Annotated in this window: 14 protein-coding genes; 9 read left to right on the top strand and 5 right to left on the bottom strand. The window is 64.8% G+C overall.

Features of this window, described 5'->3' with window-relative positions; translation table 11 throughout:
- On the top strand, nt 1-1,416 hold the full coding sequence (locus PTE30175_RS11740; protein WP_150697319.1) for an AtzE family amidohydrolase: 1,416 nt from the start codon (nt 1-3) through the stop codon (nt 1,414-1,416).
- On the opposite strand, the gene PTE30175_RS11735 is transcribed toward PTE30175_RS11740, so the two are convergent.
- Nucleotides 1,377-1,784, bottom strand: a complete 408-nt coding sequence (locus PTE30175_RS11735) for a cupin domain-containing protein (protein WP_150697219.1) — start codon at nt 1,782-1,784, stop codon at nt 1,377-1,379. The genes PTE30175_RS11740 and PTE30175_RS11735 overlap by 40 nt on opposite strands.
- A 217-nt stretch (nt 1,785-2,001) precedes the next feature.
- Here PTE30175_RS11735 and PTE30175_RS11730 point away from each other — a divergent pair, with 217 nt between their 5' ends.
- Both PTE30175_RS11730 and PTE30175_RS11725 read left to right on the top strand, forming a co-directional pair.
- Nucleotides 2,002-2,331: a hypothetical protein gene (locus tag PTE30175_RS11730; RefSeq protein WP_420819625.1), complete on the top strand. Its 330-nt coding sequence runs from the start codon at nt 2,002-2,004 to the stop codon at nt 2,329-2,331.
- Nucleotides 2,332-2,479: 148 nt separating this feature from the next.
- Complete coding sequence (locus PTE30175_RS11725) at nt 2,480-4,519, top strand: sensor domain-containing diguanylate cyclase (protein ID WP_224788723.1); 2,040 nt, start codon at nt 2,480-2,482, stop codon at nt 4,517-4,519.
- Here PTE30175_RS11725 and PTE30175_RS11720 read toward each other — a convergent pair.
- Nucleotides 4,491-4,943: a hypothetical protein gene (locus PTE30175_RS11720; protein WP_150697218.1), complete on the bottom strand. Its 453-nt coding sequence runs from the start codon at nt 4,941-4,943 to the stop codon at nt 4,491-4,493. The two genes, PTE30175_RS11725 and PTE30175_RS11720, sit on opposite strands and share 29 nt — an antisense overlap.
- A 206-nt stretch (nt 4,944-5,149) precedes the next feature.
- Between PTE30175_RS11720 and PTE30175_RS11715 the strand changes: the two genes are divergently transcribed.
- Nucleotides 5,150-5,488, top strand: coding sequence for a hypothetical protein (locus tag PTE30175_RS11715; protein ID WP_224788722.1), 339 nt, complete (start codon nt 5,150-5,152; stop codon nt 5,486-5,488).
- Between the two features lie 66 nt (nt 5,489-5,554).
- Nucleotides 5,555-5,809, top strand: a complete 255-nt coding sequence (locus PTE30175_RS11710; RefSeq protein WP_150697217.1) for a hypothetical protein — start codon at nt 5,555-5,557, stop codon at nt 5,807-5,809.
- Nucleotides 5,810-6,024: 215 nt separating this feature from the next.
- Here the strand turns inward: PTE30175_RS11710 and PTE30175_RS28210 are convergent, their stop codons facing one another.
- The 3 genes from PTE30175_RS28210 to PTE30175_RS11695 all read right to left on the bottom strand — a co-directional run bounded on the left by PTE30175_RS28210 (nt 6,025) and on the right by PTE30175_RS11695 (nt 8,554).
- Nucleotides 6,025-6,216: a hypothetical protein gene (locus tag PTE30175_RS28210; RefSeq protein ID WP_191629000.1), complete on the bottom strand. Its 192-nt coding sequence runs from the start codon at nt 6,214-6,216 to the stop codon at nt 6,025-6,027.
- A gap of 312 nt (nt 6,217-6,528) precedes the next feature.
- A complete protein-coding gene (locus tag PTE30175_RS11700; RefSeq protein ID WP_224788721.1) occupies nt 6,529-7,905 on the bottom strand; it encodes a sensor histidine kinase in 1,377 nt (458 codons plus the stop codon).
- Nucleotides 7,871-8,554, bottom strand: coding sequence for a response regulator transcription factor (locus tag PTE30175_RS11695; protein WP_150697215.1), 684 nt, complete (start codon nt 8,552-8,554; stop codon nt 7,871-7,873). Before PTE30175_RS11695 ends, PTE30175_RS11700 begins: the two co-directional genes overlap by 35 nt.
- A 185-nt stretch (nt 8,555-8,739) precedes the next feature.
- Between PTE30175_RS11695 and PTE30175_RS11690 the strand changes: the two genes are divergently transcribed.
- The 4 genes from PTE30175_RS11690 to PTE30175_RS11675 all read left to right on the top strand — a co-directional run bounded on the left by PTE30175_RS11690 (nt 8,740) and on the right by PTE30175_RS11675 (nt 15,399).
- Nucleotides 8,740-9,417 (top strand): response regulator transcription factor, encoded by a 678-nt coding sequence (locus tag PTE30175_RS11690; RefSeq protein ID WP_150697214.1) that lies wholly within the window; start codon nt 8,740-8,742, stop codon nt 9,415-9,417.
- 164 nt (nt 9,418-9,581) lie between these two features.
- A complete protein-coding gene (locus PTE30175_RS11685; protein WP_191628998.1) occupies nt 9,582-11,096 on the top strand; it encodes an efflux transporter outer membrane subunit in 1,515 nt (504 codons plus the stop codon).
- Nucleotides 11,093-12,280 carry an efflux RND transporter periplasmic adaptor subunit gene (locus tag PTE30175_RS11680; RefSeq protein WP_150697212.1) on the top strand — a complete coding sequence of 396 codons (1,188 nt, stop codon included), beginning with the start codon at nt 11,093-11,095 and terminating at the stop codon, nt 12,278-12,280. Before PTE30175_RS11685 ends, PTE30175_RS11680 begins: the two co-directional genes overlap by 4 nt.
- The gene (locus PTE30175_RS11675; RefSeq protein ID WP_150697211.1) at nt 12,280-15,399 is read left to right on the top strand and encodes an efflux RND transporter permease subunit; all 3,120 of its coding nucleotides are present in this window, start codon (nt 12,280-12,282) and stop codon (nt 15,397-15,399) included. Before PTE30175_RS11680 ends, PTE30175_RS11675 begins: the two co-directional genes overlap by 1 nt.
- Nucleotides 15,400-15,478 lie beyond the last annotated feature (79 nt).

Below are 15,478 nucleotides of genomic sequence, written 5' to 3'. Positions count from 1 at the left end.
ATGCGTGGCGCGCTGACACTGGCGCGCGAAGTGAAAACGCGCCGCCTGTCCGCCGAGACTGTGGTGCGCGCCGTATTGGCCGACATCGCCGCGCGCGACAAGGCTTTCAATGCATGCGCGGCGGTCATGGCCGACGACGCGTTGGCCGAGGCATTACGCGTCGACGCGGCCCTCGCCGCCGGACGCGACCCGGGCCCCTTGGCCGGCGTGCCGTTTCTTGCCAAAGCCAACTTCGATGTCGCCGGCTATGTGACCCTCGCCGGATCGCCTGCCCGGGCTTCGTTGCCGCCGGCCGCCGCAGATGCGTTCGCCGTCGCGCAATTGCGGCGCGCGGGTGCGGTGTTGATCGGCACCACGCATATGGACGAACTCGCCTGCGGCGCGACGGGCGAGAACCCGCACTTCGGCGCGGTTCATCTGCCGCACGACACCACGCGCATGACGGGCGGCTCGTCAAGCGGATCGGCGGCGGCGGTGGCGGCCGGGTTTGTGCCGCTCGCACTCGGCAGCGACACCAACGGCTCCATTCGCGCGCCTGCCGCGCTGTGCGGCGTCTGGGGCGTCAAGCCGACCAACGGCCGGCTCTCGCGCGGCGGCTGCGTGCCGTACGCAAACACGCTCGATGTCGTCGGCGGATTCGCGAACCACGTGGACGATCTGGCCATGTTGTACAACGTCATGCAGGGTTACGACGCGACGGACCGCTCGCATGCGCGCGAACCGGTCACGAGGATCGGTGAAGACGCGGCGTCACGCCCACGGCATCCGATGCGTGTCGGCGTGTTGACCGGATACTTCGAGACGTTCGCCGATGCGAATGCGCGGCGCGCGGTGCGTCGTGCGGCCGCATGCTTTGACGCTGTGACGGATGTCGCCATCGATGCCGAGACGATCGAGCGAGTGCGCGACGCCGCAATGATCGTCTCGAACGTCGAGGTGGCGGCCGCGCATGAGGCCCTGCTTGCGGGGCACGCGGCGCAGTGCTCGCCGCGCCTGCGTACACGCCTGTTGGCCGGCTCGCTCAGTCCGGCGATCTGGTACGGACGCGCCCTTGCCTGGCGCGAACAGTGGCAGGCGTTGATCGGCGCCCTGTTCGATTGGTTCGACGTATTGCTCGCTCCCGCGACGCCTTACGCCGCACCACGGTTCGGGACGGCGCATGTTGACGTCGGCGGGGTGGCGATGGCGCCCGCCAAAACGCTCGGCATGCTCACACAGCCGATTTCGTTCGCCGGCCTGCCGGTGGTGACGGCGCCGGTGTTCGACGCCGGCGAATTGCCGTTGGGCGTGCAGCTCATCGCCGCGCCGTGGCGAGAGGACCACTGCTTCGCCGCCGCCCGGCGAATCGAAGGGCAGCGCCAAGCCCACTTCCCCGCCTACGGTTGCGTCAACGGCACGCCCTCGGCACCCGCATAAAATACGATGAGCTCCGCGGGTGAGCTGCCGGTCCTGCCACGGTGAAGCGCGCCGACCAGTTCCGGCAATACCTGCCCCTGCGTGAGCACCCGCTGCACCCCGCCTTTCTTTTTCTCGACGATGAGCTTGCCGGACAGAATATAGCCGGCGTTCGGGCTCGGATGCCGATGCCATGCCAACGTGGTGTGGGACGGCACAACGATTTTCAGGACCGTCAACTCGGGCTGCCCGGGCGGATACGCCGTGTAGGGCGTGCCGTCCCAGGCGGTCGTACTGCGCAGCAAGGTTTCCGTTTGCAACTCAGGATTTGCCAGCGCAGGCAGGGGCCCGGCCAGCAGGAATCCGACAAAAAACATGATCGTTCGCATTGCCGTCCATCCTTCAAGTTAGACGAACAATGACTTTCCCGCCCCTTGCCGCGAAGCGCTATCAAAAATCGCTCAAATTCCGCCTGTGACGACCGCCATTCGGGGGCCTTGGCGGTATCCGGCGAGCAGGCTCAAGGCTTGGGAATGGCGCTGGACGGGAACTAAAGTCAGGTTAATATGCCAATGTCACAGTCCGAAACTTCCGAACGACGAGGGCATGATGCATAAACTCCCCGCACTTTCTTCCGGCTTGACGCTCGCAACCGTGCTGTTCACCGCCGGCTGCGCCACTTCCGGCACGGTGCCGGCATCGCCGACCACACCGCAAGGCGATGTCACGGCACCGAACACCTGCGCCGCCAATCAGCACCCCGACGATGCGTTGGTGGGCAAGACGGAGGCCGAAGCGACCGCGCTACTGCAGGGCTGCATCTGGCGTCTTGGCGAGAAAGACGGCCAGCAATTCCCGGGCACCATGGACTACCGCCAGGAGCGCCGGACGATCGGCGTCAAGGAAGGCAAGGTCACTTGGGTGCGGCGCGGCTGAATTCCTGTCACCGCAAACCGATAACCCGATCGCCCCATCGCGTCTCCCGAGGTTAAACTAGCGCCTGGCGCTTCGACAACGGGGCGCTGGGCCGCAGCATCGAAGGCCGGCAGGTCGAATGCTGAAGGGCCGAAAAAAGGACATCGAATTGTCCGCGGCCAATGGGGAAGAAGCGATGGTGCGGTGGTCACTGAAGTCTCGTTTGGTCGCGTCGACAGTCATTGTTGTCGCGGTCCTCATCGTTCTGTTGTTCGTGGTCGCCCGCCATTTCGCCTATGCGCAACTCCGGCATGTGCTGCAGGCACAACAGGACACGCAAGTCCGATTGGTCGCCGAACAGCTTGACGACAAATTCGAAGAGCGCGCGACGATCCTGCATCACGTGGCCGCACAACTCGCCCCGATGCTGGGCAGAAGCCCGGCAGAACTGAAAGCGTTCGCAGCGACCACGGCGGCCATTCCGCACATTTTCAACTGGGTATTTCTTGCCGGCACGGACGGCTCGCGGATATTCGACTCGCGGCTCACCGGCGAGCAAGCCAACTTTTCCGACCGGGAATACTTTCGCAAGATTTTGCGGGGCGATGAACTGGCGATTTCGGAGCCATTGACAACCAGGTTGACCGGCGCGCCAGGGGTCATCATGGCGGTTCCGGTCCGCGCCGCCGACGGCCGCCTGCTTGCCATGCTCGCCGGCGGGTTGAACCTGCAACAGGCGAACTTCCTGCTGGACCTTTCCAACAATCGAATTGGTGCGACCGGGATCTACTGCCTCATCACGACCGGCCCATCCAGACGCTACGTCATGCATCCGACCGGGGCGATGGTGCTGCAGCCGGAAAGCGCGCAAGGTGACGCATGCGGCTTGGCCGAGGCAGACTCGGCCTGGAGTTTCGGCGGACTTGCGCAACCCGTCGTCGCACGCCAGATCCTCAGGACAAGCGGATGGGAATTGATCGCCGTGCTCCCGCCGAAGGAAGCGTTCTCGCCTTTGACCCAGACTCGGCCAAAGGTTATCGTCACCGTCCTGGGCGCGCTGTTGCTCACCGGCCTGGCCGTATGGCTCGTCATCCGCTGGCTGCTCAAACCGTTGGATCAGTTGCATCGTGTCGTGCGGCGCAGTGCCTCGGATCCCCGCGCCTATACATGCCTGCCAGCGGGAAAGCCCGACGAGATCGGCGAACTGAGCCTTGCGTTCTCCCACCTGATGCGTCAGCTCCTCGAACGGAACGCCGCGCTTCAAAACGCGAAGGAGGTGGCCGAAACACGCGCAAAATACATCCAGACGATCGCGAATCATGTGCCGGACCTGATCTCTTATCTCGACACGCATGAGCGCTACGTCTTCGTCAACGCCGCGTACGAGCGCCGCTTCAACCTTTCCGCGAATCAGATTGTCGGCCGGACCCTGCGAGACCTTTGGGGAGACGAGATCTACCTGAGCACGCTTGCGAAGCGAATCAGGCAAGCGCTTGCCGGCGAAGTCGTCAACTTCTCCGTCGAGTGGCGAGAAGACAGCACCACGCAGATCTTCGACGTGACTTATCAACCGGTGGCCAATGCCGACAGCGGGCCGGTCGTCGGCATCCACGTTTTCGTACGGGATGTCACGCAGGAGCGGATGAAGGTCGAACATCTCGAACAAAAGATGATGTCCGACCACCTGACCGGATTATTGAACCGGACCGGGTTCGAACAACGCCTGGCATCCGCCATGGCGGCGGCTGAGCGCGATCGCCAGAAGGTCGCCCTGCTGCTCATCGACCTGGATAACTTCAAGCTGGTCAACGATACCTACGGCCATGCGTTCGGCGACGCATTGCTGACACTTTTCGCGCGACGGCTGAAGTCATGCGCGCGGGGGGCAGATGTTGTCGCACGGATCGGCGGAGATGAATTCGCCGTTATCCTGGCCGGCTTCCCGTCCGAAAAAACAGTCGAGCGCATCGCCGGAGACATCGTCAACCATTGCGCGCAAAGCTATGAGATATATGGCTTGAATCTGCAATGCGGCGCGACCGTCGGCGCCGCATCGCACTTGGGCGACAGGCAGATCTCCAGAAACGAATTGTTCCTGAAGGCCGATACCGCCCTCTACGCTGCGAAAAACGCCGGGAAGGCGCGATTCGCCCTGTTTCCTTTGCTCGACGCCCCCGACGCTACGCCTTGTCCGGGCGACCCGTCTTGATTTTCTCGACTGCCCGAAGCTCTGTAAGCAAACGCTTAATAGGCATCACCTCCAGCGCAGCGAGCCCAGCGCGGAGCAATTCGCTCTTCTTGACCTGAACGCCTTCAGCAAGGCATTTCTTCTTCAGTTGCGCCAACTTCACATGGTCGTAGTCCGGCATCGTAAAGCTGTCGCGAACAATTTTGACTTTTGACTTCTTGGGGCTCTTGTCGCTTTTGGCCGCGGGGGTCTTGGGCGTGGGGGTCTTGGACGCGGAGGCGGAGGCCGAGGGGGACGTTTTCGCGGCGACAGTCGCTACCGCATTGGGCGATTCGTCCGCCTGCGCGTTGCGCTTCGGCGGCGCCTTCTTGGCCGCTACGGTTGAGGCTTGCTTGGCAGCGGCCACCGAGCGGGTTCTCTTCACAGGCATCTTGGATGGGCTCACGGTTACCTCTCGTTAGAAACGGTATATACAGTTTAGCGCAATACCGTTGCGGTATCCATCGCAAGGCTTGGCAAAGTGGAGCATCCGACCGGCATTTCCGGGCGTCGGCCTCCGCAAGCTACAAATCCTTACATTTTCGTGATGCGCTCGCGTCCACCGTTTTGCCGGCTCCGGCGTTGCTATCGGAGACACCATTGGAGTTCCTCATGAGCGCAGTTACCCTCGGCAGTTCACCGCACCGCAATCGCACCCGCCTGATGCTTGCCGGGGCAGCGATTGCTGTCGCCTGTCTTTCCGGTACGGCATCGGCACGCACCGATGTCGGTGTCTACTTTGGCATTCCCGCCCCGGTCTACGCGGCGCCGCCGGTGGTTTATCAGGAAGCGCCGCCGCCGGTCGTGTATGAGGCGCCCCCCGTGGTCTATCAGCCGGTTTCGCCTCCCTATTATGGATATCGGTACGACGACGACGACCGGGAACACCGGTACGAGAAACACTGGCGCAAGCGCTGGGAGCATCGCCACGGCCATGACGACGACGATTAAAACGAACGCCGGCCGACACGTTTCGACAACTTCAACAATTTCGTGCTGATAAACGTACCCTCGATCATGACCGCGACCAAATCCGTCATCTTCTCCGCGTTGGTTCTCGCACTTGCCGCGACAGCCGGGCAAGCCTCTGCCAAAGGTTGCATCAAGGGTGCCGTCGTAGGCGGTGTCGCCGGGCATTATGCAGGGCACCATGCGGTCGCAGGCGCAGTCGCCGGGTGCGTCGTTGGCCGGCATATGGCAAATAAGCAGGCGGAAGCGGCCGCCGCCGCGAAGCAAGCGAATCCCGGCTCGGCGACGGGCAAGCCCAATTAACGTTCAACAGTTGCCGCGGTTTGCAAGGCTGCGGTTTGCCGCAGCCTCGCCTGGCGCACTGTCGCCAGCCTAGCGGTGTCCGCCGCCCCCGTGGCCGCTACCCCAATCGCTAACGCCGTCGTGCCCGCCGCCTGAACCGCCTTCATGCGAGCCGCCGCCACCGCCGTGCGAGGCCCCTGAACCGCCTGAGCCGCTCGAACCGCCGCCCGAAGCGCTCACACCGGCTTCATGCGAGCCACCGCTCGCGCCACGAGACCCGTCTCGTGCCCAGCCGGAAACCCCCATGCCGTCATGCCCGCCGTGCCCCGCGTGAAAGTCGTGAAAATGGTCATGGTCATGATGAAAGTCATGGTCACGGTCACGGTCACGATCACGATCAAAGTCATGGTGATGATGGAAGTGATCAAACCCAACGAATCCGAAAAACAGCGGGTTGTAGTACGGACAAGGGGTTACAGGGCCGCAGTACTCGTAGTATTGATCGCTGGAATATGCCGGTGTCTCGTAAGGCACCGTCGTACAGCCGCCAAGGACAGCAGTCGCTATTACCGAGGCGACGGGGAAATGATTCATGCGCTTCACGATGGCACCTCACCTGCTGCGCGGGACGCCTCTCCCGCAACTACTTTGACCGCAGCGCGCGATGAACGTCACATGTACGCCCCGGGAAATCGTTACCGAATGTGACAGCGCGAGCCCGATATTCGCGTGAACAGGCCCTAGCGCGTGCCCGAAGCGAGCGCCACGGTGCACCCGGGACTCTCGTCGGTGATGCCGATCGACATGCCGTGCATTCTGGCAATCGCTTGCGCAACGCTCAAACCCAGGCCGCTGCCTGGCGTGCTGCGACTGCTTTCAGTGCGATGAAAACGCCGGAACACACGGGCACGTTCATCGGGCGGAATGCCCGGGCCATTATCACGCACCGCCATGCAGAATCCGTCGGCGGTTCCGGTAAGCGCCAGCGAGACCCGCCCCCCCGGCGGCGCGAACTTGATCGCGTTGTCGAGCACGTTGCTGATCGCCTCGAACAGCAAGCTTGGATCGCCCGCCGCCATGCGCACGGGCTCGGCCGGTCTTTGATAGTCCAGTGAGATGCCCTTTTCCTCGGCCGTGGGCTGGTAGAACTCGATCACGTCGTCCGTGATGCCGCGCAGATCGACAGGCACGAACCCCGCGCGACGCGCATCGCCCTCGACTTCCGCGATCCGCAGCAGGGCGTTGAAAGTCCGCAGCAACTCGCTGGTCTGTTCGATCGCGTCCTCGATCACCGCGCGTTGCTGCTCCACCGATGACGTGTTGCGCTGCGCGCGCTCCAGACCGGCCCTCAGGCGGGTCAGCGGCGTGCGCAGATCGTGGGCAATCGCGTCGCACACGCCCCGCACTTCGTCCATCAGGCGTTCGATGTGATCGAGCATGCCGTTGACGACCGCCGCCAGCCGATCGATGTCATTGCGCTGGCCGGACACCGGTAAGCGACGGCCGAGGTCACCGGTCATGATGTCACGAATGGAATCCGTCACCGCGTCGATACGCCGCATTGCGCTGGCCGCCACGAAGGCGGCGCAGCCCAACCAGACGAGCAGCGTGGCAACCCCGACCGACACCAGCACCTCGCGAAGTTGTTCGTTGAAATGCCCCACGTCGTGCACGTCCTGGCATTGCAAGACCAGCTGCTGCGACGGCAGCGCCGTCGCTATGCAGCGCAACGGCACCCGATGTCCATGGATCGTGACCTTTGTCGAAAACGGCTTGTCCAGCGAGGGGATGACCGGCTGCACGCCCGGGAAGCCGCCGGCCAGCCGGGCCCCGCCGGCGTCGAACAACCCGAACGGCCGCCGTTGGAGCGTATCGACGCGCGCCTTCTCGTCAAGGGCCGCGCGCAGGCGGTCCGGCGCTACCCTGCGGATGCCGGCCTGCTCGCGCAACAGCCAGTCATCGACGCTTTGCATGGCAAAACCCGAGATCGAGATATACAGGTAGGCGCACAGGCCGAGCGACACCAGCCCGAACAGGCCGAGAAACAACACGGCCAGCCGAAAACTGCTGGTGCGCGGCAGCTCACGCAGGCGCGCGAAAAATGTAACCAGAGCCACGAACGGTATGAATCATCGGTAAGCGGTTATCGGGGTCGAGCTTCTTCCTCAACCGGCTGACGTGCACGTCGATCACGTTGGTTCTTTCGTCGTAGCGGTAGTCCCACACCGCCTCGAAAATCATCGTGCGCGTCACCACCTGGCCCGCGTGACACACCAGATATTCGAGCAGGCTGTATTCGCGCGGCAGCAGCGATATGACGGTGTCGCCGCGCCGCAGCGTACGCGTGAGCAGATCGAGATGCATGCCGCCGAAGCGATATTCTGTGACGACCTGGGCCGGCACGCGGCGTCGCATCAGTGCATCGAGGCGCGCCGTCAACTCCAGCGAGTCGAACGGCTTGGTCAGGTAATCGTCTCCCCCCGCGCGCAAGCCCCGCACCTTGTCATCGATCGCCGACAGGGCACTGAGGATCAGCACCGGCGTCTCGACCTGCGCGCCGCGCAGGGTGGCCAGCACGGCCAGGCCGTCCATGCCCGCCGGCAGCATGCGATCAAGCACGATGGCGTCGTAGGTGTTGGCAGCCGCCATCAGCAACCCGCTGCGGCCGTTGTCGGCAGTCTCCACGGCAAAACCGTGATCGCTCAGCGCGGCCGCGATTTCGGCTGATGTTTGTCGGTCATCCTCGACTACCAGAATCTTTGGCATGGCTCTCTTCGTTCGCGCCGGCCTCGCGGCGGGGCGGCCGTCCTCGGCAGGGGCGCGCACCAAACGCGCCGCATACGGTATTGTTACGATTATGCCAGCGCACCTTCCTCAAGCGTTTCGCCGGAACGTGAAATTATTGTAATGTGCGGCCCCCGGCCGCCGCCCACGCCAAGCACACACCGCCCATGCGCATCCTGGTAGTGGAAAACGACGATCGCTCCGCCAATTATCTGCTGCGCGGGCTGGGTGAAAGCGGACATGTCGCGGACAGCGTGCCAGACGGGGAGACGGCATTGGCCCTGTTGTGCGAGGGCATCTATGACATCGCCATCGTGGATCGCCGGCTGCCCGGCATTGACGGCATCGAACTGGTCCGGCGCCTGCGCGCGGCGGCTTCGGCGCTGCCGGTGCTGATGCTGTCGGGCCTCGGCAGCAGCGCGCATCGCACCGAAGGCCTCCGGGCGGGCTGCGACGACTACCTCGCCAAGCCCTATGCCTTCTCGGAACTGCTCGCGCGCATCGAGGCACTCGGCCGGCGCACTGATCGCAGCCGGCGCGACACCCTACTGCGCGTGGCCGACCTGGTTCTCGATACACGCGCCAGAACCGCCAGCCGTGGCGGTGTGCCGCTCAATCTGCAGCACCGTGAATTCCTGCTGCTGGAACTGTTGATGCGCCACGCTGGCCAGGTCGTCTCGCGCGGCATGTTGCTCGAAGCTGCCTGGGACTATGCGTTCGAACCGCGCGGCAACATCATCGACATGCACATGCATCGCCTACGGCGCAAAGTCGACAAGGATTTCCCGATCCCCCTGCTGCATACCGTACCCGGGGCGGGCTACACGTTGCGTGCTCCGGCCTAGGGCCTGCTCAAACATTACAGCGTTTTCATCTCGGCGCGAAGGCCCGTTCAGGCCGTGGCCGCTATCGTGACGGCAACCTCATGCCTGGTCGCGGAAATGCCTCGACCGGGTGGCGAGCCGTGCCGTCAACCGATCCCGTCGATCGCTTCCGAGATGCCGCTGTGATGTCCCGCCAAAGTCCGCTCCCCGATTCCGCCGCCATGCCGGCAACCCGGTGCGCCCGGCCTGCGCCATGGCGCCCGCCGCGCTGGGTCGCGGGCGTGGCCCTGTTGCTGCCGGCGCTCGCCGCCTGCTCGCTCACACCGCCCTTGCATCGCCCCGACGCCGACGTTCCGTCGCAGTGGAGCCGCGCCGTGAACACCTCGGCAAACGCCGCCGCTACGGTCGACCGGACCTGGTGGGAGTCATTCGGCGACCCGACGCTGACGACGCTCGTCGACCGGAGCCTTGGTCATAGCTTCACGCTCGATGCCGCCATCGCACGGCTTGCGCAAGCTCGCGCGAGCGCCGTGCAGGCCGGCTCGCCACAGTTCCCGGCGCTCGGCATCGTTGGCGCGGCGAGTCGAACTGCCCAGTCCGGCGACACCGGCAACCGGCATAGTCAGAGCGTGTTCCTGTCGGCCAGCTATGAACTCGATTTGTGGCGACGCAACGGTGCTACGGCGAATGCCGCCAGCACCCTCGCCGACGCGGTGGCATTCGATCGCGACGTCGCCGCCCTGAGCCTCGCCGCAAGCGTCGCCGATACGTATTTCGCGGTACAGGCCCTGCGCGCGCGGCTTCGGCTGGCACACGAAATCGTCGACAACGCGGAGCAGATCGAGGATCTTGTGCAAGCGCAGTACGAGGCCGGCGTAGCCACACAGTTGCAGTTGGAGCAGCAGCGCAATGCCCTGGCCACGTTCCGGGCCGCGGTGCCCAGCCTGCAATTGCAGCTCAACCAGAATCTTCACGCGCTGGCCGTGCTGAGCGGCGCTGACCCGGTGCGCATGGACGTGCCCGACGCATCGCTGCGTCACATCCGGGTCCCCGAACCGGTGGTCGACATGCCCGCCACGGTGCTCGAGCGACGTCCCGACATTCGTGCCGCCGAGTCCCGCCTGGTGTCCGCGAACTTCAGTGTCGGCGCCGCACGTGCGGCGTTCTTTCCAAGCATCGTGCTCACGGCTGAAGGGGGCGTGAGCAGCAACTCGCTCGCGCATTTCCTGGCCAATCCGCTGGCCACTGTCGCCGCGGCGTTGACAGCGCCACTGCTCGATGGGGGCTTGCGGCGGGGGCAACTGGCTCAGCAGCAGGCAGTCGTTGACGAACGCACGGCCAACTATCGCCAGGCCGTGCTCAGCGCTTTGCAGGATACGGAAGATGCACTCAGTGCCGTCCATCTCGAACAGATGGTGGAGACGGAGCAAACGACCGCGCGAGGTGCCGCGCGCGCGGCAGCCACGCTCGCGCAGGCGCAGTACCGTGCCGGCACGATCGATTTCATGAGCGTGCTCGACTCCGAGCGAACTGCCTATCAAGCCGAGGACGCACTGCTGCAAACACGGTTGCTGCGCCTGCAGGCCGCCGTGGGACTGTTTCGCGCGCTCGGCGGCGGCTTTGATGCGGCCCCCGGCACCGCCAGTCTCGCTGAGGCCGCGCTTGCCCCTCACGCCATCACTCCAGGAGTTTTACGATGACCCCCGACCAACGCGATCCGGCGAACCCTGCCCGCGCCCGGCCTGTCCTGACGCGACGCGGCATCCTCGCCGTAGTACTTGTCGCGGGCGCGGCCGTGGCGTGGCTCGCATGGCCGCGCCCCAAGCCCGTTGCCGCGGCATCCGCCACACCGGTCTCGACGGCATCAGCCCTGCAAACGGACTTGCCGATCTGGGCCACCGCAATCGGCACCGTCCAGGCCCTCAATACGGTCGACGTCAAAGTGCGCGTCGACGGACAGTTGCAGTCCGTGTCGTTTGCCGAGGGACAGGACGTGAGCGCCGGGCAGGTGCTTGCCCATCTCGACCCCGAGCCCCTCAAGGCCGAGTTGCGCAAGGCCGAGGCCGCACGCCAGAAGGATCAGGCGTCGCTGGACAACGCGCTTCTTGATCTGCAACGCTACACCAAGCTGGGGCAAATCGGCGCCGCCACCAAGCAAAGCGTCGACACGGCCACCGCGCAGGTCGCCTCGCTGCGCGCCGCCACGGCTGCCGACGATGCGCAAGTTCACGCCGCACGGCTGCAACTCGGCTACACCACGATCACCGCGCCTTTGAGCGGCAGAGTCGGCGCCCGCCAGGCCGACGCGGGATCGGTTGTGCATGCCAATGACGCCAGTGGCCTGGTGACGATCACCCAGATGCAGCCGATCACCGTAGCGTTCTCGGTCCCCCAGGACCTGTTGCCAGACCTCCTTGCGGCCCAGGCCAGCGCCCCGCTGGCCGTCACTGTGGCGACGCGCGGCGGCGAACGCGCATTGGCGCAAGGAAAGCTGGTGTTCGTCGACAGCCGTGTTGATCAGAACACCGGCCAGATTCGCCTGAAAGCGGCCTTCGACAATCAGGACCGCGCGCTCTGGCCAGGCGAGTTGATCAGCGTACGCTTGCTGCTGCGGACCGAGCGGCAGGTCGTGACGGTACCGAGCGACGCGGTCGTCAACACCCAGGATGGCCAGCGAATTTTCGTGGTCAAGGCGGATCAGACCGTGCAATTGCGACCGGTCAGGACCGGCGCGAGCGCCGACGGCAAAACCGAAGTGCGGGCCGGCGTGCGGGCCGGCGAAGCGGTGGTGACCGACGGCCAGAGCCGGCTCAACGACGGCAGCAAGGTCGCCGTACGGGCCGCTGTCGCTGTGGCACAAGCCGATGCGGGAGGACAGCGCTGATGTCGCTTCTCGACACCCTCGTTCACCGTCGCATCGCGACTTCCTTGCTCGCCGTGGCCGTGCTGCTGGTCGGCGGCATCGCCTATTTCCAGTTGCCGGTGGCGCCGCTGCCGCAAGTCGACTTCCCGACCATCCAGATCCTGGCGCGCCTGCCCGGCGCCAGCGCCGACACCATGGCGACCTCAGTAGCGACGCCGCTCGAGCGGCAGCTCGTCAACGTTGCCGGCATTACCGAAATGACGTCGTCAAGCTCGCAGGGCACCACATCGATCGTCGCGCAATTCGACCTCAACCGCGACATCAATGGCGCCGCACAGGATGTGCAGTCCGCCATCAACGCGGCAGCCGGGTCGCTGCCCAAGAACCTGAGCAGTCCGCCAACCTATGAGAAAGTGAACCCGGCCGACTTCACCATGCTGTCGCTGGCACTGACCTCCGACACCCTGCCACTGACCGAACTCGATCACTACGCGGAAGACTACCTCGCCCAGCAAATCTCGCAAATGCCGGGGGTCGGCCTGGTCGATTTCCATGGCGCGCAGCGGCCGGCAGTGCGTATTCGCCTGGATCCGGACAAGCTCGCGGCACGCGGACTGACCCTGGAAGATGTGCGCTCGATCGTTGGCCTGCAGACCGTCAATACGCCCAAGGGCAGCCTGAACGGCCGCAATCGCGCAGTGGTGCTGAACGCGACCGACCAGATGACGGACGCGGCCGACTATCGCGACATGGTCGTGGCCTACAAGAGCGGTGCGCCCATCCGCATGAGCGATCTCGGCACCGTCGTCAACGCCCCCGAGGACCTCCAACAAGCCGCCTGGGTGCAGGGCAAGCGCTCTGTCATCATCGACGTGCACAAGCAACCGGGCTTCAATGTCGCGGCCACCATCGATAACATCAAGGCACAGCTCCCGGCATTGCGCGCGACACTGCCGGCATCGGTGCACCTGGCTGTGGTGGGTGACCGCACACAGACCATCCGGGCGTCGGTCAACGACGTGCAGTTCACGCTGATGATCACCATCGCGCTGGTCGTCATGGTGATCTTCCTGTTCCTGCGCGACGTGTGGGCGACGCTGATCCCCAGCCTGACCATCCCGCTGTCGCTCGTTGCCACCTTCGGCGTCATGTATCTGTGCGGCTACAGCCTCGACAACCTGTCGCTGATGGGGCTCGCAATCGCCGTCGGCTTCGTGGTCGACGACGCCATCGTGGTGATCGAAAACGTGATGCGTCATATTGAAGCCGGTACGCCAAAACTGGCGGCCGCCCTGCAAGGTGCGCGCGAGGTGCGCTTCACCATCGTCTCGATGACCGTTTCGCTGATTGCGGTATTCATTCCCATCCTGTTGATGGGCGGCATCATCGGCCGATTGTTTCGCGAGTTCGCAGTGACGGTCAGTGTCGCGATTGTGATGTCGGCAATCGTCTCGCTGACGGTGACCCCGATGATGTGCGGCTGGGTACTGCGCAACCATCCTGCGGAGGGTGCGACGGGCCGGTCCGTCGGACGCCTGCACCGCTGGCTCGACGACGGCCTGGACCGGCTACTGCGTGGCTACGAGGCTGGCCTGGATTGGGTCCTTCAGCACCAGCGCATAACGTTGGCCGTCACTGTCGCGACCGTCGCAGCGACGGCAGCGCTGTTCGTGGCCATCCCCAAGGGCTTCTTCCCGCAAGCGGATTCCGGCCTCATCCTCGGCGTGGTGCGCGCCGCCCCGGACATCTCCGTGCAGGCCATGTCGGCGCGCATGCAAGCGGTCGGCCGCGTGGTCGAAAGCGACCCCGCCGTCGAAACCGTCTACTACTGGATCGGCCCGAACCCGACCTTGAGCCAAGGCCGGCTGATGATCAGCCTGAAGCCGTTCGACCAGCGCGATGCCGGCGCCACCGCCGTATTGAACCGGCTCAAGCCACGCCTGGCCGCGGTCACCGGTGTCTCGGTCGGCATGCAGGTCAAGCAGGACATCCAGGTCGGCGGCCGGATTTCGTCCGCGCAATACCAGTACACCCTGCAGGGCGTCGATATCGACGAAGTCAACCGCTGGGCGCAGCTGCTGGCCAAGCGCTTCGCCAAACTGCCGGCGCTGACGGACATCTCGACAGACCTGCAGCAATCGGCGACCAGCGCCACCCTCGCCATCGACCGCAACACGGCCGGCCGGCTCGGCGTGCCGGTACAGACCATCGACGACACGCTCTATGATGCCTTCGGCCAACGTCAGGTGGCGACCATGTTTACGCCGATCAACCAGTATCACGTGGTAGAGGAAATTGACCCGGCCTACCAGGCGTCGACCGACACGCTCGACCGCCTCTACGTACGCTCGCAGACGACTGGCGAGCTCGTGCCGCTGTCCACCCTGTTGAAGGTGAAGCCGGGCGTCTCGCCCATCGCGATTCCTCACCAGGGCCTGCTGCCGGCGGTGACGCTGACCTTCAACCTGGCACCGGGGCACTCGCTCGGCGACGCGGTCACCGCGATCCGGGCGGCCGAACTCGACGCTGGCATGCCGGCGTCGATTCGCGGCAGTTTCCAGGGCACGGCACAAGCGTTCCAGAGCTCACTCAAGAGCGAGCCGTGGCTGATCGCGGCAGCGCTGATCGCGGTGTATATCGTCCTCGGCATCCTGTACGAGAGTGTCGTGCATCCGCTCACCATCATCTCCACACTGCCATCGGCCGGCGCAGGTGCCCTGCTGGCCCTGATGCTGTGCGGCCAGGACCTCTCGATCATGGGCATGATCGGCATCATCCTGCTGATCGGGATCGTCAAGAAGAATGCCATCATGATGATCGATTTCGCCCTCGTCGCCGAGCGCGAGCAGGGCCTCTCGAGCTTCGCGGCGATCCGGCAGGCCTGCCTGCTGCGCTTCCGGCCGATCACGATGACCACCCTTGCAGCGTTGCTCGGCGCCCTGCCGCTCGCACTCGGCCACGGCGCCGGGGCGGAGTTGCGCGTACCGCTCGGCATCGCCATCGTGGGAGGCTTGCTGGTCTCGCAGGCGCTGACCCTGTTCACCACGCCGGTGGTCTATCTCTGGTTCGCACGCCTGGGCAAACGCGGCAAGACGGGCGCCGACGATCCTGCCGCTTCAGCCATCGACGTCGGCGCCTGATGTGCGCGTCGCCGGCATGCTGACGGCGACGTGCATGCAAAAAGGGCGATGCGGGAAATTCCCCCATCGCCCTTTTCTT

Origin of the sequence: Pandoraea terrae (genome assembly GCF_902459695.1) — a bacterium.
Taxonomy (GTDB): Bacteria; Pseudomonadota; Gammaproteobacteria; order Burkholderiales; family Burkholderiaceae; genus Pandoraea; species Pandoraea terrae.
Note: the sequence above shows the minus strand (reverse complement) of the source record. Positions and strands in the feature narration are given on the sequence as shown.

What these genes read in the sequence shown, in the direction of transcription:
- PTE30175_RS11740 (WP_150697319.1), top strand. Translation starts at nt 1, where the DNA reads ATGCGTGGCGCGCTGACACTGGCGCGCGAAGTGAAAACGCGCCGCCTG.
- PTE30175_RS11735 (WP_150697219.1), bottom strand. Translation starts at nt 1,784, where the DNA reads ATGCGAACGATCATGTTTTTTGTCGGATTCCTGCTGGCCGGGCCCCTG.
- PTE30175_RS11730 (WP_420819625.1), top strand. Translation starts at nt 2,002, where the DNA reads ATGATGCATAAACTCCCCGCACTTTCTTCCGGCTTGACGCTCGCAACC.
- PTE30175_RS11715 (WP_224788722.1), top strand. Translation starts at nt 5,150, where the DNA reads ATGAGCGCAGTTACCCTCGGCAGTTCACCGCACCGCAATCGCACCCGC.
- PTE30175_RS11710 (WP_150697217.1), top strand. Translation starts at nt 5,555, where the DNA reads ATGACCGCGACCAAATCCGTCATCTTCTCCGCGTTGGTTCTCGCACTT.
- PTE30175_RS11695 (WP_150697215.1), bottom strand. Translation starts at nt 8,554, where the DNA reads ATGCCAAAGATTCTGGTAGTCGAGGATGACCGACAAACATCAGCCGAA.
- PTE30175_RS11690 (WP_150697214.1), top strand. Translation starts at nt 8,740, where the DNA reads ATGCGCATCCTGGTAGTGGAAAACGACGATCGCTCCGCCAATTATCTG.
- PTE30175_RS11685 (WP_191628998.1), top strand. Translation starts at nt 9,582, where the DNA reads ATGTCCCGCCAAAGTCCGCTCCCCGATTCCGCCGCCATGCCGGCAACC.
- PTE30175_RS11680 (WP_150697212.1), top strand. Translation starts at nt 11,093, where the DNA reads ATGACCCCCGACCAACGCGATCCGGCGAACCCTGCCCGCGCCCGGCCT.
- PTE30175_RS11675 (WP_150697211.1), top strand. Translation starts at nt 12,280, where the DNA reads ATGTCGCTTCTCGACACCCTCGTTCACCGTCGCATCGCGACTTCCTTG.